The organism is Mangrovimonas xylaniphaga, from assembly GCF_001280435.1.
Taxonomy (GTDB): Bacteria; Bacteroidota; Bacteroidia; order Flavobacteriales; family Flavobacteriaceae; genus Mangrovimonas_A; species Mangrovimonas_A xylaniphaga.
In genome coordinates, this window is record NZ_LBIP01000018.1 from 1 (window position 1) to 19,387 (window position 19,387).

Annotated in this window: 13 protein-coding genes, 1 rRNA gene and 1 pseudogene; 4 read left to right on the top strand and 11 right to left on the bottom strand. The window is 36.2% G+C overall.

Annotation, left to right across the window (positions count from 1 at the left end):
• Positions 1–3: 3 nt before the first annotated feature.
• Positions 4–111, top strand: a 5S ribosomal RNA gene (gene rrf, locus ZA06_RS11070).
• Positions 112–360: 249 nt separating this feature from the next.
• Here the strand turns inward: rrf and ZA06_RS16795 are convergent.
• Positions 361–486 (bottom strand): annotated as a pseudogene (locus tag ZA06_RS16795) (universal stress protein); the annotation flags it as partial.
• A 460-nt stretch (positions 487–946) separates the two neighbouring features.
• Between ZA06_RS16795 and ZA06_RS11075 the strand changes: the two are divergent.
• Positions 947–4,099, top strand: coding sequence for a lectin-like domain-containing protein (locus ZA06_RS11075; RefSeq protein ID WP_082332016.1), 3,153 nt, complete (start codon positions 947–949; stop codon positions 4,097–4,099).
• 91 nt (positions 4,100–4,190) lie between these two features.
• Here ZA06_RS11075 and ZA06_RS11080 read toward each other — a convergent pair whose 3' ends face one another.
• The 4 genes from ZA06_RS11080 to ZA06_RS11100 all read right to left on the bottom strand — a co-directional run bounded on the left by ZA06_RS11080 (position 4,191) and on the right by ZA06_RS11100 (position 8,407).
• Positions 4,191–4,427, bottom strand: coding sequence for a DUF6095 family protein (locus ZA06_RS11080; RefSeq protein WP_053977546.1), 237 nt, complete (start codon positions 4,425–4,427; stop codon positions 4,191–4,193).
• Positions 4,417–5,235, bottom strand: coding sequence for an N-acetylmuramic acid 6-phosphate etherase (murQ, locus tag ZA06_RS11085; protein WP_053977547.1), 819 nt, complete (start codon positions 5,233–5,235; stop codon positions 4,417–4,419). Before murQ ends, ZA06_RS11080 begins: the two co-directional genes overlap by 11 nt.
• A 184-nt stretch (positions 5,236–5,419) precedes the next feature.
• Positions 5,420–7,645, bottom strand: coding sequence for an NADP-dependent isocitrate dehydrogenase (locus ZA06_RS11095; RefSeq protein WP_053977549.1), 2,226 nt, complete (start codon positions 7,643–7,645; stop codon positions 5,420–5,422).
• Positions 7,646–7,837: 192 nt separating this feature from the next.
• A complete protein-coding gene (locus tag ZA06_RS11100; protein ID WP_053977550.1) occupies positions 7,838–8,407 on the bottom strand; it encodes a pentapeptide repeat-containing protein in 570 nt (189 codons plus the stop codon).
• A gap of 169 nt (positions 8,408–8,576) precedes the next feature.
• On the opposite strand from ZA06_RS11100, the gene ZA06_RS11105 reads away from it, so the two are divergent.
• Together ZA06_RS11105 and ZA06_RS11110 are read left to right on the top strand one after the other, a co-directional pair.
• Positions 8,577–9,893 carry a glycoside hydrolase family 2 TIM barrel-domain containing protein gene (locus ZA06_RS11105; RefSeq protein WP_168155222.1) on the top strand — a complete coding sequence of 439 codons (1,317 nt, stop codon included), beginning with the start codon at positions 8,577–8,579 and terminating at the stop codon, positions 9,891–9,893.
• Between the two features lie 226 nt (positions 9,894–10,119).
• Positions 10,120–13,635 carry a glycosyltransferase family 2 protein gene (locus ZA06_RS11110; RefSeq protein ID WP_168155223.1) on the top strand — a complete coding sequence of 1,172 codons (3,516 nt, stop codon included), beginning with the start codon at positions 10,120–10,122 and terminating at the stop codon, positions 13,633–13,635.
• A 594-nt stretch (positions 13,636–14,229) separates the two neighbouring features.
• Here the strand turns inward: ZA06_RS11110 and rplS are convergent.
• From rplS to ZA06_RS11140, 6 genes are all read right to left on the bottom strand, one after another.
• The gene (gene rplS / locus ZA06_RS11115; protein ID WP_053977553.1) at positions 14,230–14,580 is read right to left on the bottom strand and encodes a 50S ribosomal protein L19; all 351 of its coding nucleotides are present in this window, start codon (positions 14,578–14,580) and stop codon (positions 14,230–14,232) included.
• Positions 14,581–14,712: 132 nt separating this feature from the next.
• Positions 14,713–15,390, bottom strand: coding sequence for a tRNA (guanosine(37)-N1)-methyltransferase TrmD (trmD, locus tag ZA06_RS11120; protein WP_053977554.1), 678 nt, complete (start codon positions 15,388–15,390; stop codon positions 14,713–14,715).
• 145 nt (positions 15,391–15,535) lie between these two features.
• Positions 15,536–16,147, bottom strand: a complete 612-nt coding sequence (locus ZA06_RS11125) for a hypothetical protein (RefSeq protein ID WP_053977555.1) — start codon at positions 16,145–16,147, stop codon at positions 15,536–15,538.
• A 130-nt stretch (positions 16,148–16,277) separates the two neighbouring features.
• On the bottom strand, positions 16,278–17,021 hold the full coding sequence (locus ZA06_RS11130) for an LVIVD repeat-containing protein (RefSeq protein ID WP_168155224.1): 744 nt from the start codon (positions 17,019–17,021) through the stop codon (positions 16,278–16,280).
• A gap of 1 nt (position 17,022) precedes the next feature.
• Positions 17,023–17,538, bottom strand: a complete 516-nt coding sequence (locus ZA06_RS11135) for a hypothetical protein (protein ID WP_053977557.1) — start codon at positions 17,536–17,538, stop codon at positions 17,023–17,025.
• A gap of 397 nt (positions 17,539–17,935) precedes the next feature.
• The gene (locus ZA06_RS11140; protein ID WP_053977558.1) at positions 17,936–19,381 is read right to left on the bottom strand and encodes a glyceraldehyde-3-phosphate dehydrogenase; all 1,446 of its coding nucleotides are present in this window, start codon (positions 19,379–19,381) and stop codon (positions 17,936–17,938) included.
• Between the last annotated feature and the right edge of the window lie 6 nt (positions 19,382–19,387).

The following is a 19,387-nucleotide window of genomic DNA, read 5'->3' on the forward strand; positions in this document are numbered from 1 at the left end:
ATTTAAGGCGGTTATAGCGACGGGGCTCACCTCTTACCTTTCCGAACAGAGAAGTTAAGCCCGTTAGCGCCGATGGTACTGCACCCGTGGGAGAGTAGGTCGTCGCCTTTTTTGAAGCCCCCAGCATCAACTGCTGGGGGCTTTTTGTTTTTATATACCTTGCCAAAACAATACTCTTCAAATAATACAAAACCCCAACTGCTAAAGTCGGGGTTTTGCATTGACCGTCTTTATTGCTTTAAAACTATTTTAAGGCCCTTTTGTGAGCGTTAATATAAAGAAGTGTCTTGCTCGTCTATAGACAAACAAAAACTACTATGAATATTCAGTTTAGATAACTCCTTAAATAGGGCTGCCTATTTATATTTTGAAAGTAATTACGGGGCGTTTTGCGTGGTTGACCAAATCTTCACTGATCGAACCATTAAAGAAATGGGCAATTCCTTGTCTGCCGTGTGTGCTGATTCCAATTAAATCGGCATTGATTTACTATTTTTTTTTCATATTGGATTAATACAAGTTCATAATCAAAAATGGAGTTCTATAAATGGTGATGATTTTCATATTAAAACATGAAATAGAAGGGCTAAAGGAATAAATTCCGACCATAATAAAACTACTAACTTTCAATTTTTTTCTGGGGTAAATTGATTTTATTTATAAATAAGATTTGAAAATATTTGATGCTTCTATTTGGGCAGGGTGTTGTGAGTGAGGATGTTATTTTTTTGTGTAAGATTACAAGAATCAAAAATCTAATAAAGTTAGCTAGAATCACTGTTTCCTGATAGTGAACAATTGTTAGTTTTACACTTAAAAATTGAAAGTATTTGTAAATTATAGTGATATAATATAAAATTTTCATATTAACATTAAAGAGTTGTTAATTAAAAACTAATTATGTTATTTTAGCGACAAATTAACCTTCAACTATTAATAAATTTTTATGAGGAATCTAACTCTTCTAACTATATTTTTGTGTTTTTCGTTAAATATATCTGCCCAATTAATACCTCACTTTTACGGTTCTGCTACTTCACAAGGAGGTGATTGTTATAGAATCACTGAACCAACAACAACTCAAAGAGGGGCGGTTTATTATGATAACCCTGTTGACTTTAATTCAGATTTTGATATTATTTTTGATGCTAATTTTGGTAATAGGGATGCTTATGGTGCTGATGGGATTACGTTTGTGATGAAAAAATCTTTTGATCCTATTTATGGAAAAGCAGGAGGAGGCATGGGATATGAAGATATTGATAATTCATTAGGAGTTGAGTTTGATACTTGGAAAAATGGGGATAGAGGAGATATTGATGAAGATCATATAGCTTTGATTAAAAATGGGGATAATAGGCATACTTCCCTTGTGGATAATCTTGCGGGGCCTGTTCAGGCTTCGGCTACTTCGGCAAATATTGAAGATGGGGAATATCATGAAGTAAAAATTTCTTGGAGGGCTTCTACAAAAATCTTTAGAGTAGTTTTTGATTGTGAAGAAAGAATTTCTTATGATGGTACGGATCTTGTGACGGATGTGTTTGGAGGACAATCGGAGGTGTATTTTGGCTTTGTAGGTTCAACAGGAGCCTACTATAATCTCCAGGAGGTATGTTTTAAGTTTTTGTCCTTTTCCGATATGGTAGCTTTGCAGGATCAAGAGATTTGTTATGGAGGCAGCATCGATGACAATGATGCTACATATGATGGAGCTACAGCCTATGAATGGTCTCCTGGTACTGGAGTTAGTGACATAACGATTCCTAATCCAATATTTTCACCAACAGAAAATACAACTTATACCGTAACAATAACCGATTATTGTGGGGATAAAATAACCAATAGCTTTGATGTAGTGGTAATTCCAGTACCTGAGGCAGAAGTGACAGCTAAAGAAAATCCTATTTGTGCGGATAGTGATGCCGAGTTCTTAATTACAGGAACACCAAACAATTTGGTAACCTATACTTTAGATGGCGTTGAAGAAACGGTATTGTTAGATGAGTTTGGAGAGGCTACAATATCCGTAGTGGACCCTGTAACAGAACCGACATTAGAACTTAAAAGCGTAGAGGTGGTAGTTCCATCTGTTATTGCTCATGGGCTAGAAGCTTCTGGTGGAGTTGATACAACTAATGCTGAAGGTATAATAGAGGCAGAAGGTTTACAAGCAACAACTACTAATTCTGCAAGAGTAGGACAGTATACAGCTCCATTGGAACTGGCTCTGGAACATACTGTGCCAGTGGGAACTGAAATCATTATTAGTGCAGCCAAGGTTTTTAGTTACTCAGCAATGGAGGTAACTGATGGAACTGCGACACTAAGAATCGACACTGGAGCTATAAATGCGATTGAATATTTTTCATTTATAACAGAACAGGAAACAAATAAACTTACGTTTAAAGGGATTAGTGGTTATTTTTGGATAGATGGTGTAGAATATACTCATGAACCTACAGGCTGTTATAATGATTTAAATGATTCTGAAACTATTAATTTTGCAGATTTAGATGATGCGTCTTTCTCATTGGAACCAACTTGTGATGGTGCAATAGTGACTAATACAACAATACCTGGAGGAACATATTCAATTATATCTTCAACTGGTGCTGGTGTAATTGATGCTTCTACAGGAACTATTACAGGAGCAGGTTTTGAAGAGGTATATGAAGTAGAATATATTACTAGTGGATCTTGTCCATCGCGCAGTACTAAAACGGTAACGGTATATCCAGAGCCAGTTGTTTCGGAAGTAGACCCGTTACTGGTTGTATGCGATGATAATGTTGCTGATGGGCTTACTGAAATTGATTTGTCCTCATTAATGAATAACCGCATTTTAGGAGGAAGAGGTGGTTATGTAGTGAATTATTTTATATCACAAGCTGATGCCGATAGTGATACAGGTCCGCTACCAAATCCATATACAAATGTTACCAATCCTCAAATTATTTATGCTCGATTGGTTGATACATCTACTGGTTGCTATACAACTACTACGGTGGAACTTAATGTAGAACAAGCACCTAGTGCCAATATCCCTGTTCCATTGGAATATTGTGATTCTGACAGAGATGGTTATGCTGTATTTAATCTTTTTGATACTGAGACTGAAATTACGGGAGGCGATCCTGATCTTGTGGTTAGTTATCATGAAACTTTTTCTCATGCTGAAAATGGAGAATTCGCCTTAGAAAGTCCATATAATAATACTGTAGCTTGGGAACAGACAATCTATGTTAGAGTAGAGAGTTTGGCTATTGCTACTGATTGTGCTACAGTGGTAGAGCTTGGATTAATAGTTAATCCCACTCCGCCAATAGCGGAACCAACTCCTTTGATAGTGTGTGATGATAGCTCTAGTGATGGGTACACACAATTTGATTTGACTTTAAAAGATAGCGAAGTATTAGCAGGGTTAGACCCTACTACCTATCTAGTGACATATTACGAAACTCAGGAAAATGCTGAATCTGGAGCTGGAATGATAGATAATCCTTTAGAATATACCAATATTAAACCTTTTTCTCAAGAAATATGGGTGCGTGTAGATGATGCTATAACTGGTTGTTATGAGTTAGTAACATTGCAGTTGTTAAAGAGTACAGCTCCAACTTTGGTGGCTGAAGTAGCTTCAGAGATTTTTGCAGATGTTCACGTTATTGTTGCTTCTGCAACAGGAAATGGAAGTTACGAATATAGTCTAGATGGAGGGCCATGGCAGGAAAGTGGCGTGTTTGAGGATGTAACTTTAGGAGAACATGTTGTAACAGCTAGAGATATTATGGGTTGTGGAGAAACAAGTGCGACAGTGACGGTCATAGATTATCCATTATTCTTTACGCCTAATGATGATGGCTATAATGATACATGGAATATTGTTGGGTTTAGTGACCAATCAGCTACTAAAATCTATATTTTTGATAGGTTAGGTAAGCTTTTGAAACAAATTTCACCAACCGGAAGCGGATGGGACGGCACCTACAATGGAGCTCCAATGCCTAGTAGTGACTATTGGTTTCTTTTGGAATATATGGAACCATCAACTGGACAGAGTAAGGAATTGAGAGCCCACTTTACCCTGAAACGTTAGACTAAGTATTAAAGTAAAATAGATACAATACAAAAAATCCCGAACCATGTGATTCGGGATTTTTTGTATTTAGAAATAGAGAGTATCAATTTTACTTTTGAAACATGCTATCCATAATAGTTTTAAGGCCTTTAAAAGCAAAGTATATGGCTAAACCACATACAAAAAGTGCAGCCAATAAAATGGGGATGTATAAAGGTTTTTCGGTATTGCTAAAGGCGATATATAAAAGAGTAGGGCCTGCAAACATGCAAACAAGGGATAGAGCCATTGTTTTAATGCCTTTTAAGAGAATCGTTTTATTGGTGCGTTTGGTTTCAGTTTCCATGGTTGTAATTTTCTATAGCACTACGTACGTTTTTATGTTTATTCAACAATTCCTGGGCTTTGTCTTCAGGAATTTGGAGTTCTTCCATTAGCATTCTGGTTCCTCTATTGACTAACTTATCGTTGCTCAATTGCATGTCGACCATTTTATTTCCCTTTACACGTCCTAGTTGAATCATGGTACTGGTGGTAATCATATTAAGAACCAATTTTTGGGCTGTACCCGCCTTCATTCTTGAACTACCCGTTACAAATTCGGGGCCTACAATAACTTCAATAGGAAATTGGGCTGTTTTGGATAGTGGACTTTGATGATTACAAGTAATACAGCCTGTAATGATGTTATGTTGATTGCATTGCTCCAATCCTGAAATTACGTAAGGTGTGGTTCCAGATGCAGCAATACCAACGACAACGTCTTTTGAGGAAATCTCGTATTGGGATAAGTCTTCCCATGCTTGAGTTGTAGAATCTTCGGCAAATTCAACAGCTTTTCTGATGGCAGAATCACCTCCGGCAATAAGTCCGATGACCAAATCATGTGGGACTCCAAAAGTAGGAGGACATTCTGAAGCATCTAAAATTCCTAGTCTGCCACTGGTTCCAGCTCCAATATAAAAAAGACGGCCTCCTTCTTTAAGTTTGGCAATAATTTGTGAGACCAAAGCCTCAATTTGTGGCAAGGCTTTTTCAACGGCTAATGGAACGGTTTTGTCTTCGGCATTAATGTTAACCAATAAGTCTGAAAGGCTCATGGCCTCTAGGTTGTTATAATTTGAACCTTGTTCTGTTGTCTTGATAAATTCCATGGTTCAAAAATACGTAATTTTAATTGCGTTAGTGATGGTAGCGGCATCCTTTTGCAAAGACTTTTGCAAAAGATATAGCGAACAGCACGCCCTTTTTGTTAAAAAAGGGAATGCCCAAATAGAAAAGAAAGGGTATAAAAAAAGGCCTCTATTAAGAAGCCTTTTTTTGTGTGTATGATAACAATTACAATGAATTGATAATATTGTTGAAGGTTTCGCTAGGACGCATCACCTTGCTTGCCAATTCGAAACTTGGTTCGTAATAGCCACCAATTGATACTGCATGCCCTTGAACTTCGTTAAGCTCGGAAACAATATTCGTTTCGTTGTCTGTTAAGGCTTGCGCTATAGGTGCGAATACAGCTTGCAAATCGGCATCAGTAGTTTGAGCTGCTAAAGCTTGTGCCCAGTACATTGCCAAGTAAAAATGACTTCCTCTATTGTCAAGTTCGTTAACTTTTCTAGAAGGTCCTTTTTTGTTCTCTAATAACTTTTCAGTAGCGTTATCCAAAGTGTCCGCCAAAACTTGCGCTTTAGGATGGTTTTGGGTTACGGCCATATGCTCAAAAGAAACTGCCAAGGCCAAGAATTCTCCAAGAGAATCCCAACGCAAGTGGTTTTCTTCCAATAACTGCTCTACGTGCTTAGGTGCCGATCCACCAGCTCCAGTTTCGAACAATCCACCACCATTCATCAATGGTACGATAGATAACATTTTAGCACTAGTTCCCAATTCTAAAATAGGGAAAAGGTCTGTTAGGTAATCACGCAATACGTTTCCTGAAACAGAAATGGTGTCTTCACCATTTTTCATGCGCTCCAATGTAAACTTAGTTGCTTCGATAGGAGAAAGGATTCTTAAATCCAATCCTTCGGTATCGTGGTTTGGCAAGTATGCATTTACCTTTTTGATTAATTCGGCATCGTGTGCTCTGTTTTCATCCAACCAGAATACGGCAGGTGTTTGAGAAGCTCTAGCTCTCGTCACGGCCAATTTTACCCAGTCTTGGATAGGCGCGTCCTTAACTTGACACATTCTCCAGATATCTCCAGCTTCAACGTTGTGATGAATTAACGTATTCCCTTCGGCATCAATAACGCTTACAGTACCGTTTGCAGTGATTTCGAATGTTTTGTCGTGAGATCCATATTCTTCAGCTTTTTGAGCCATTAAACCTACGTTAGGAACAGTTCCCATAGTAGTTGGATCGAAAGCTCCGTGTTGTTTACAGAAATCGATAGTTGCTGTGTAGACACCTGCATAACTACTATCTGGAATTACCGCTTTGGTATCCTGTTGCTCACCTTTAGCATTCCACATTTGTCCAGAAGTACGGATCATAGCAGGCATAGAAGCATCGATGATGATGTCACTTGGTACGTGAAGGTTAGTAATCCCTTTATCACTATTTACCATAGCCAAATCGGCACTGTTTGAAATTACAGTATTGATATCGGCTTCAATTTCCTTACGCTTGTCTTCTGGAAGTTCTTCCAATTTTGCCAATAAGTTTCCAAGTCCGTTGTTGGCATCAACTCCAATGGCTTTAAATGTTTCAGCATGTTTGCTGAATACTTCCTTGAAGTATACTTTTACAGCATGACCAAAGATGATAGGGTCTGACACCTTCATCATGGTTGCTTTCATATGTAAAGAGAATAGAATGTTTTGATCTTTAGCATCTGCAATTTGAGCTTCCAAAAACTCCAAAAGCGCCTTTTTGCTCATTACAGAAGCGTCGATGATTTCACCTTCCAAAATAGGGAAACTATCTTTTAAAATGGTTTCATTCCCATTAGCATCGGTATGAACAATTTTTACAGAAGTGGCATGATCTAAGGTTACCGATTTTTCATTGTGTGCAAAATCACCATGGTCCATTGTTGCTACATGCGACTTAGAGTCTGCCGACCAAGCACCCATAGAGTGCGGGTTCTTTTTAGCGTAGTTTTTAACTGCTTTTGGTGCGCGTCTATCAGAGTTTCCTTCACGCAATACAGGGTTTACAGCACTTCCTTTGATCTTATCATATTTAGATTTGATCATTTTTTCGTCATCAGATTTTGGTTCGTCTGGATAACTTGGAATGTTGAATCCTTGACTTTGCAATTCTGAAATGGCTCCTTTCAACTGTGGAATGGAAGCACTGATGTTTGGAAGTTTAATGATATTGGTTTCAGGTAACTTTACAAGCTCTCCTAATTTTGCCAAAGCATCTTCAACTTTTTGGTCTTCGGTCAAAGCTTCCGGGAAGGTGGCTAAAATTCTGCCGGCCAATGAGATGTCCTTGGTTTCTATAGTAATTCCTGACGATTTTGTAAACGCCTTAACTATTGGTAAAAATGACTGTGTAGCTAATGCAGGAGCTTCGTCAGTTTTTGTATAAAATATTGTAGGATTGTTTGACATTTAAGGTTTGTAATTTAATTAATAAAAACGCGCTTTTTTCAAAGCCTTGCAAATATACAAAAATCAACAAGTTATTTACGGTAGACTAACAATAGGTTGACAATTTGAAAATATTGCTGAATTTTCTAGGCTTAAAAAGGAATTTTTATTGAGAAATTGTAGTAAAATTCTAGTGGGTTTTGAAATCCATTTCTAGTCTATTTTAATTCGTAAATGGGAAAGCAATCCCAACACCTGATCTTTTGAAAATTTCGCACCTTTTAGTTGATTGTGTTCTGGATTGAAAGTGTAATTAAATGAGGTTCTAAAATCGGTGTCTTTTAAGTTGGTTTGGTCAAACTGACTGTTTTTGAGATCGCAATTATGAAATACCGCTTTGGAAAGGTTGGCTTGAGTGAAATCGCAATTTTGAAGGTTGCAATCGGTAAACTTAATGCCTTTTAAATTCAAGTTGTAAAAGGATGCGAAGTTCAATTGACAGTTGTTGGGTTTGAAACTTAGCAAAAATGGGTCACACTTATGAAATTGGGCACCAGTGAGCTTGCAGTCTTTAAAGGTAATTTCCTTTAAAGAGGCATGGGCTATATTGACATTGCTTAAATTACAGTTTATAAACTCACATTCCATAAAGGAACTATTGGAAATATCGCCTTCAGCAAAATTGCAATTATCAAAAATACAACAATCATATTCCCCTTTTTGGAGGGGAGTGCTCACGAAATCTTCGCTTTTGAATATTCGGTCAACTATGCTTAGGCTCATAAAAGTTCTTTATTGCGAAAGTAGGTAAAGTTATGAATAATCCTTTAATCAGTTTTATTTGACGTTTATCAGATATATTCTTAAGGGCTCTTTAAGTTTTAATACATTTGAAATTTTATTTTTAGTTATTTTATATACTTGATTTTCAATGTCTAAATTGATTTTTTGTATGAAGCGCCTTTCAGTTTCTATTGTTTTGGTAATCATTATGTTGTCGACATTTTTTTATGTCAATCGCCCTAATAGGCATGTCATGAACGAAAGTGCGACAGTAAGGATTGTTGAGACAGAAAAAGGTTTTGAAATCATCAGAAATGGTAAACCTTTTTATATAAAAGGAGCAGGAGGGAAACCTTACCTAAAAGAACTTTCGGAAGCTGGAGGCAATACCTTAAGACTTTATGATACTACTAATACTGCTAAAATACTAGATGAAGCACAGAAATATAATATAGCTGTAATTTTGGACATTTGGTTACCCAAATATCAAAACAACTATAATTACTATAAGGATAAAGAGTATGTCAAAGTAATGAAGGAAGCTGTTAAAAAGTTTGTTAATCAGCATAAAAATCACCCAGCATTATTAATGTGGAATTTGGGAAATGAACTTGTTTATCCCTTGACTTTAGGTGAAAATGAATTTATAAAGACATTTAATGACATGATTGAGCAAATTCATGAAGACGATCCTAACCATCCAGTAAGCACTACTGTTGCTGGGGCCTCTAGAGGGCAAACTTTATCCATTCATTTGAATTCTCCTCAATTAGATCTAGTGGGGTATAATATTTTTAAAAACTTAAAAGAAATAGAAAGGAATCAAAGGCAGTTATCTATGGTGACAAATGTTATGCCTTATTATATAACCGAATGGTCTGTGGCGGGGCCTTGGGAAACGGAAAATACTAAATGGAGTAGGTTATTGGAGCTTACTAGTAAAGAAAAGGCGGAAGTATGTAAGAGAAAATATGAGACTTACATTAAATTGGATGAAGAAAGTTTGGGTAGCGTCGCTTTCTATTGGGGAGACAAAAATGAAGGAACTCCAACATGGTTTAATATTTTTGATGAAGAAGGACGTAAAAACAATGTTTATTTTGCCTTAAAAGAAGTTTGGACAGGAATGGAAATAGAGGAAGATGCCCCAAATATTTCACAATTGTTATTAAATGAAAGAAAGGATACAGATTTACAACTGCATAGTCCCAATGACACACTAAAAGCAGTTTTAAAGATGGAAAATCCTGTTATTAATTATACTTTTAAATGGGAAATCCTAAAAGAAGGTTTAAGCTTTGGTATTTCAAGTAAACTAGAGGCAGAATCATTTATATTGGATACTATCTCTAAAGACAAAATGTTAGGTATTTCATTTCGTGCTCCAACAGAGGAAGGTACCTATAGGCTTATGGCTTATGTATATGATGATCATCAAAACTTTGCAACGGCTAATATTCCATTTTTTGTATTAAAGAAGGATTAATATGCAAATTAAGGCTCCAAATAAAAAAGATAAACGTAACCTCAGAATTTTGATTGTTCTAGGTTGCATTAGTATACTTAATTTTTTGTATTGGTTTTTCAAACCAGATTTGGTTGAAAGCAGATTATTATTTGTTTTGCTTACCTGTGTCATACTATTTGATGTTTTTAGGATCATTTACATCTGGTACCATTATTGGGATTTGTCTATCCCAGATAAACCAAAATTGACAAAAACGTTTAGTATCGATGTTTTTACCACCTATTGCCCAGGAGAGCCCATTGAAATGGTTGAGAAAACATTATTGGCCATTTCTGATATGGAGGCACCCCACAAAACCTATCTATGTGACGAGGAAGGCAATGCACGGTTAAAAGAGTTTTGCGAAATCCATGGCATCATTCATGTAACAAGGGACAATAGAATAGATGCAAAAGCGGGAAATATCAATAATGCCTTAAAACAGGCTACTGGAGATATTTGCATCATTTTGGACCCAGACCATGTTCCTGAGCCCAATTTCATTTTAGAGGTAATCCCTTATTTTGAAAATGATGAGATTGGCTTTGTGCAAACTGTTCAAGGTTATTACAACCAAGATGAGTCCTTAGTAGCAAAGGGAGCCGCAGAACAAACCTATCTTTTTTATGGTCCGTTGATGATGACCATGAACTCTTACGGAACCGTGAATGCCATTGGAGCCAATTGTGCGTTTCGGCGAAAGGCTTTGGATTCTATAGGAGGACATGCCTCTGGACTTTCTGAAGATATGCATACCAGTATGCAGCTTTATGCCAAAGGATGGAAGTCGGTTTACTTGCCTAAAATGTTAACCAAAGGATTAGTGCCAAGTAGTCTAGGAGCTTATTATAAGCAACAGTTAAAATGGGCAAGAGGTACCTTCGAATTGTTGGTGAGTACATACCCTAGGTTATTTTCAAAATTTACTTGGCGTCAAAAGCTACACTTTGGCATTTTGCCGCTTCATTATTTAACAGGGTTTATTTATCTGTTTTGTATGCTCATCCCGATTTTGTCACTGTTTCTCAGTACATCACCTTGGAAAGGAAACATTTATAATTTTGGATTCATTACGGTTCCCGTTTTAGCCTGTTTGATTGGCATTAGAATGTATGTGCAGAAATGGCTTGTCAAACCTGAAGAAAGAGGTGTACACTTTACAGCAGGTTTGTTGATGCATTCTGCCTGGTGGATCTATATTTTGGGAACAATTTATACCCTTATCAGAAAAAAGGTTCCTTACATCGCAACTCCTAAGGCAAATACTGAAAACACAAAATTTACTCTTGTTTTACCAAATCTCATTTTGGGTGCAATGTCAATTATTGCGATTGTGTATGGACTCAAAAGAGATTTTACGCCTTTCTCAATTTTTATGTCCTTTTATGCTCTTTACAATGCATTCGACATGTTTTATACCTTAGCCTTTGCCTATGGAGGGGAGGCAAAGAGTAAAGCTCAAAAGGAGGAAAGTTTTATTTCTAAATTTAATTCTTACTCTTTCAATATTTGGCAGAAAGTGGCCGTTCCAACAGTGTGTTTTTTTGTTTTAGCCAGTGGATTTTTGCTCTTTCAAAGTGAACGTATAAAAATAAGAGGTTTTGCTACGGAAATAAAGGCTGATAAAAAGCCGTATAAAATGCTGGGAGCTTTTGTACCAACCATTGATGACGGTATGACTTCATTGAAGGAAGCTGATAAGTTTTCAAGAGAATTAGGAACTTCTCTGGATATTACCTCTTTGTATCTAGCTTGGAACAAAGAAGAAAATGATATTCCCCTTTCATATTTAGATTCCATTTACGCCAATAATGCCATCCCAATAATTACCTGGGAACCTTGGATTCATACGTTTGAAAGTGATTCAATTCAGGAGAAAAATGTATTTCAATTAATTAATAAAGGAGTGTTCGATTCCTATATTTCTGAATTCGCAGTAAAATTACGAGAGCTTAAAAATCCAGTCTTTTTAAGGTTCGCCCATGAGTTTGACAATCCTTTTTATCCCTGGTATAGTAATGAGGAGAATGCGAGCAAGGAGTTTAAGGAAGCTTGGAGACATGTGTACGTAAAGTTTATGGAGGCGTATGCCGATAATGTAATTTGGGTGTGGAATCCTTGGAAGGCAGAAAATATCCAAGACTTTTACCCTGGTGACCATTATGTGGATTGGGTAGGTGCAAATATTCTAAATTATGATACAGATTCCATTCCTCAAGAAATGAAAACGTTCAAATTAATGTATGATCCTTTCCATAATATATTAGAAGACGTCTCAGATAAACCCGTAATGATTTCGGAATTTGGTTCCTTGGGAAATGAACAAAACAAGCGAAAATGGATCAATGGGGCGTTTAGGGTTTTATATGGCGAGTTTCCAGAAGTGCAGGCTATTGTATTTTTTAATTCAAATCTAGATAATAATCATCCTAAAGGTTATGAAGCCAATGAAACTTTTGATTGGAGTATTCAAGGAGATAGGGTTGCCTATCAACATTTTAAGCCATGGGGTACTGTTAAAAAGAATGTGGAGGTTGAGCATAAAAATGAAAGCGCTTTAAAGGCTTCACATAAAACAAATGACAACCTAGATTTTTTGTTACACAAATTTCAAGGAGTGAACATAAAAAAAGGGCAAAATTGGAAAACGGATTATCATGTTTTAACGCGGGAAAGGTTGGAAAAGGATTTTTTAGAAATGAAGGACTTAGGTATTAATACCATCAAGTTCATGGAGAACGATACGTATGATTACAATTTGCTAAGTATTTCCAATGAATATGGACTGAAGGTAGTTTATAGTTTTTTTGTTCCTGAAGCAATAGATTTCCATAAAGATTCACTCGCGCCGATTACTTTGAAAAATCATATTATTGAGAAAATTCAAGAGCGAAAGAATGAAAACCATATTGTTTCTTGGGCCATTGAAAATGATATTCTGAAGCACCAAAAAAGAGTTTATGGTGTGGAGGAACAGTTTTTTCAGGGGAAGGCTTATTTAAAATGGTTGGATGATTTGATTTTGGAGATAAATACTTTAGATCCAAACAGACCAGTTTCCTTGACTACTACTGTTAATCGCGACGGACTCGTAAGTCTTCAAAAAATACAGGAGAACCTTAGAGGTGACTTCGTAATTGGTTTACATGTTGTAAATAAAGACTATTATGCCCCGATGGCAAATTATTTGAATAGTAATTCTCTAGATTTTTTGATATCTGATATTGAGGTTAAAAACTTTATAAAACTAAAGCCTAAGGAAACGACATTTTGTTTGTCTGAATGGCAAGACCGTTTTGAAGTGAACAGACTTACATTTGATGGTTTGGTGGATAGGGAAGGACGTTTTAAAAAGGAATACTTCGATTATCTTAATTACACAAGCTTAAATACAAATTCTCAAAACATGCCAACAGTAAAAGTTTTGAAGCCCTATAAACATTTAACTCCAGGCTATGCTTTCACCTATAGTGCTATGGAGTATGATGATAGCATAGGATGGCATATCCCCAAAGAGGATGAAAATATATCAGGTTACGAATGGTCTTTGGTGAAAACAAACTCAAAAGGCGATTTTTTAACCATTAACAGAGTAGGGAACTCTCAGAAAGTAGATATACACATGCCTAAAGATTATAATGATTACAGGCTTTTGCTTACTGTAAAGCGTGGTGAGATTATGTATAACTATTTGACAAGGTTGGATTATAAAAATGAATAAAAAACAAAAGCCATATCATTGTAGATTAACTACCTTGACATGGCTTTCTGAAACAGTTACTTCGTGACCTAATTAACATACTGTCAAATCAGCCGAGTAGAACTCATGCTCCATCGTCCTTTTCAATTCAAGTTTCACTGTTTCAATGAAACACTTACTAACTTTCAAAATGTATTGCCGTGTTAATAAATGTTTCAATTGTTTTTCTTGATGTATAATATATAAAGAATTATACATTGCTTCCTACCTAAACAATCACTTTCGCTTATGCTTCCTTTGGAAACTTTCAATTTTACTAGTTGTTGACTGTTTGCACATTCAATACTTTTTAAAATATCATGGTTTGTAAAAACCTCGAAAAACATTTTATAAAGAACGTTGTCTTTATACGTTTAATATAAATTCAAATTATAAACCATTTGAAACCAACATGATGTTGTTATTAGAACGTTATGCTAAATTACGACAAAAAAGCCTGATTTAAAAGAGATTATGTGCTTAATTATCAACTTTTTATGAACTTGACTTGTAAACATTAGTTCATAAAAAAAGCCTTGAAAATTCAAGGCTTTGTATTGTAAGGAAATTATAAGATTATTTTCTAACCTCTTTAATTCTAGCTTTCTTACCTGTAAGACCTCTAAAGTAGAAGATTCTTGCACGTCTAACTTTACCTCTTTTGTTAACTTCAATTTTTTGAAGTGCAGGCAAGTTAATTGGGAAAATACGCTCTACACCAACTGTTCCAGACATTTTTCTGATAGTGAAAGTTTCTGAGCTTCCAGAACCTTTACGTTGCAATACAACTCCTTTAAAGAACTGTGTTCTTACTTTTTCACCTTCTCTAATTTCGTAGTAAACAGTAATAGTGTCACCAGCTCCAAACTCTGGGAAATCTTTTTTTGCTACAAATTCGTCTTGTACAAATTTTACTAAAGAATTCATTTCTTTTTAATTTAAATGGTTATGTCCAAACCAACATTCACGGATATCGCCAGAGGTTAATCTGAAATTGGCTGCAAAAATAGTGAATAATTAATTATTTACAACGAAAAGTCAAGTTTTTTTACATGAAAGCTAGTCATCTAGCAAATCTGGGCGACGTTCCTTAGTACGTAAATAAGCCTGTTCCTCACGCCATTTTTCAATTTCAGGGAAATTACCACTGAACAATATTTCGGGAACATCCATGCCTTGGTAGCTTCTTGGTCTTGTATAAATGGGAGGCGCCAACAAATTATCCTGGAAAGAATCGGTTAGGGCAGAAGTCTCATTTCCAAGCACGCCAGGAATCAACCGAATCACCGCATCGCAAAGCACGGCAGCTCCCAATTCGCCTCCAGAGAGCACATAATCCCCAATAGAAATTTCCTTGGTGATGAATTTATCACGAACCCGTTGGTCTACGCCTTTATAATGTCCACATAAAATGATAAGATTTTCCTTTAATGACAATTGGTTGGCAGTTCCTTGCTTCAGGCGCTCACCGTCTGGGGTCATATAGATAATGTCGTCGTAGTCGCGTTCCGATTGCAGTTTGGTAATGCACTTATCGATGGGTTCAATTAGCATTACCATGCCAGCGCCACCACCAAATTGGTAATCATCTACTGTTTTGTAATTATCGGTGGTGTAATCTCTCAAATTATGAAAATGAACTTCTACCAAATTGGCTTCAATAGCACGTTTTAGGATGGAAGCTTCAAATGGACTTTTGAGCAATTCTGGTAATACAGTGATGATATCTATACGCATGATCAAAATTATGAACTGCAAAGATGTGAAAAAGTCCGCATTTGGTCATAAGGCTTTGCACTTTTTTAGCATATACCCATTGTGTAGAAAAAGAAAAGCCTCAGCAAAAGAATGCAGAGGCTTTGAATATTGTAAGAGGCAGTAATTAGCCGTTCTTTTGTTTGTTGATTTCGTCCTGTAATTGACGTCTTACTTTTTGCTCACGCTCTAAGGCATTACGTCTGTGTTCTTCAAATTCTTCTTCAGTTTCCGCCAATGCTTGTTTAGCCTGTTTGGTAACTGTATTACTGTTGTTGAATTTATAAATGAAGAACAACAAGAAGGCCAAAAGGCCTCCAATAATGCTCCATAAAAGCGTACTGTAATTTCCTTTGCTCATTTGGATGCCAAACAGTGACATACTGTCTTTTTCAAGATTGGTAGCATCCAAAGTTTCTTGAGTATTGTTTAGATTGCTTTTTAAGCTAGCTATTTCCACTGCTTGCGAGTCTACTACAACTTGAGTGTCTGCCAATTCTTTATGCACAGCTTTCAAAGAATCCAAGGTGTGTGACTTTAATGTGTACAACCACGCTCTTTTAATAACCTTGTAATCTTGATAATTGTTTGATTTTTGAATAACATATTCAAATTGGTTGTCAATAGAACCAGAGTTTAATGAAAGTTGGTCGTCTTCGTCGTTAGATTCTTGGGCTTGGGTTGTGGAAAAACTTAAAAGGAAAATTGAGGAAAATAATACAGTTTTTAAAATATTCATTTCAGCTAGATTAAATTACTTATAGTTAATCGGGGGGCAATATAATAATTTCTATTGATGTAAAGGCCTATTTTATGCCAATAGCCCCAGTTTTGGTGGAGCTATTGGTATATACGAAGGAAATAAGGTTTTAGATGTTTAATGTACTTAATTCTGTGATGTCCTGAATGTCATTAGGATTTAAACTGAACTGATACAAGCCATTTTCTCCTATTAAAATTAAAAGGTCTTGGTGAATAATCACATCAAAACCATTTCGGTTGATGGAATTCACCAAGGTTGAACTCGCAGGATCCGACATATCAAAAATCTTGACTTCATCATCGCAAACAAATAAATAATCGCCGTAAAGCCCCAAACCGATTGGTTGGGTTAAATTTCTAGAAGAAATTAGAATAGGATTCACAATATCGGTTACGTCATATGTTTCCAATACATTAATTGTATTGCCACAACCAATGTCGGCATGAAGTGTTACAAAAGCGTAGGTGTCATTGGCCACAACGGGATCGCATGACGTAAAATGTTGCACATCGGAAAGGTATTGTGGAAGTTCAGGATTTTGCACACTATAAATGTACATCCCATTTCTTGAACCTATATATAAATATTCCTTGTAGGCAAATAAGGTTTCAATGTTGAACCCTATTGGCACCGAATTGACTTCAACTGGATTGGAGAGATCGGCAATATTAAAGACATGTAAACCGTAAAGGTCTACCGAGTAAAGGTAATCGCCCTTTACAATAAATCTGGCCAGGGAACCACCTTGTCCTGATTCTGCATATCCAGAATCCTGAGAGGAAACAATGCTGTCGCTATTACAAGCAGTTAGTAATAGGCAAGCAACCAAAAGTGAGATATATGTTTTCATGTTATTCATCGTTTAAAACCCAGTTTATAATAATTTCATTTTCTTCTAAATTGTAATATTCAAAACCATCAGGAGAGAACAATTGCGGAAACGTGTTGGAAATACGTTTTGTAATTGTTACTGTTGAAGTTTCTATATTGGGTTGTATGGCAATAAGGTCCGTTGCATTGTTCACATACAAAATGTCGCCTTTTATGGCGAGGTCTGAAGAGCCTAAAACTTTAATAAACCCTAGGTTAATTGGGTTTTCAGGGTTAGAATTGTCAAATACATGAAAGCCTTCGTTCTTTTCGTTAATAAATAGGAAGTTGTCCTTGAGATAAATTTTGCCGGAATTGACAATGCTTTTGGGAGACTCAAAGATAGTCGAGGCTTCAAATTCACTTCGCTCCATAATCACGGGAGTGTATTGTGAGGAGGGCAAAGGTTCTATAAAAACTTCATCATCATATCCCGCCAGACATGCTAGTAGGGACAGGGCCAATAAGGATGCTAATAGTACATTTTTTGATTTCATATTTTTAATGGATTGGTTGTTTTGTAAATAGATGCATTTTAAGTTAAAAGGTTGCTTTATCTTTACAGAAAAATATTAACTATTGTAAAATTTTCTCGTTTTTGCTTACATTTCCAAAAAAATCATTGATGACAAAGTATAACATAACATTATCATACTTATTAAGCGCTGTTGCACTTTTTTTGATTCTATATTTCTATCTGAATATAGAACTACTGACTTCAATTTACACTGCAGTGTTTGTATTTGTGATACCTAGATTATTTCGTGTATTGGTCGACAAAAGAGAGACGAAGAAATCAATTTAATTTTCCTCTTTAAGCAAAAAGAGTAAATTCAAAATAAAAAGAGCGGATTCAATTTGAATCCGCTCTTTCAGTTTTTAGTTGAAAATCTACTAATAGTAAGTGTAGCGTCTTACTTTAGCAATGTATTTAGCCAATCTGATAACTTGGTGGCTATAGCCATATTCGTTATCATACCAAATGTATAAGACCACGTTCTTGCCATCTAGTCTTACAATGGTAGCTTTACTGTCATATATAGAAGGTGCAGAGCTTCCAATGATATCGCTTGAAACCAGTTCGTCACTCATTTCATATTTTATTTGCTCTACTAAATCCCCTTCCAAAGCATATTTTTTCATAATGGTATTCATGCTTTCTACAGAGGTCTCTTTTTCTAAATTTAAATTTAAAATCGCCAAAGACCCGTTTGGAACAGGTACACGAATGGCGTTAGAAGTCAATTTGCCTTCCAAAGCAGGTAATGCTTTTGCAACGGCACTTCCAGCACCAGTTTCGGTAATTACCATATTCAATCCTGCAGCACGTCCACGACGGTATTTTTTGTGGAAGTTGTCCACTAGATTTTGGTCATTGGTATAGGCATGGATGGTTTCCAAATGTCCGCTTACAACACCATAAGTATCTTCTACAGCCTTTAAAACAGGCGTGATTGCATTGGTTGTACAAGAAGCAGCTGAGAATATTTTTATTTTGTCAGGGTTGTTATCCAAATGGTTTACGCCGTATACAATGTTTGGGATTCCTTTACCAGGCGCAGTCAACAATACCTTATCGGCTCCTTTCGATTTTAAAAGTCTGCTCAACGCTTCTTTGTCCCTAAAGGCACCTGTGTTGTCTATAACCAAAGCATTTTTAATGCCATATGCGGTGTAATCAATCTCCTCTGGACTATTTGCCGAAATGATGCTTACGGTTGTTCCGTTGATAATTAGGGCATTGTTTTTTGGATCGGTTGAAACGGTTCCAGAGAAATCTCCATGTACAGAATCGTTGCGTAGAAGAGAAGCTCTTTTTTCCAACACAGTTTCGTCAACGGCACTACGAGTTACAATAGCTCTTAAGCGCAATTGACTTCCTTTTCCTGTTTTAGACATCAATTCCCTTGCAACCAAACGTCCAATTCTTCCAAATCCATAAAGCACGACGTCTTTTGGTTTGATGGATTCGTTGTTATAGGCATCTTTCAATTTATTGGCCACAAAATCTGCAGCGCTATACTTTTGGTCTTCTATATGAAATTCATAGGTTAGCTTTCCAATGTCTAATTTGGCTGGTGGCAAGTCCAAGTTTTTAATGGCTTGGGCAATTTCTACCGAATCAAAAATTGAAATTGGCTTTTGAACAAACTCTCCGGCATATTCATGTAAGTTCAAGATTTCACTTACGTTTTTGTCGATAAGTTGGTTTCTGAATAAAACAAGTTCTATAGATTTATCGTACCAAAGGTCACTGACAATTTTAATAAATTCTACAGTGGCGCGACGTCTGTCTGCCTGAAAAGCTAATTCCTTTTCATAAGTACCGTTAAGACTCATTTTTTA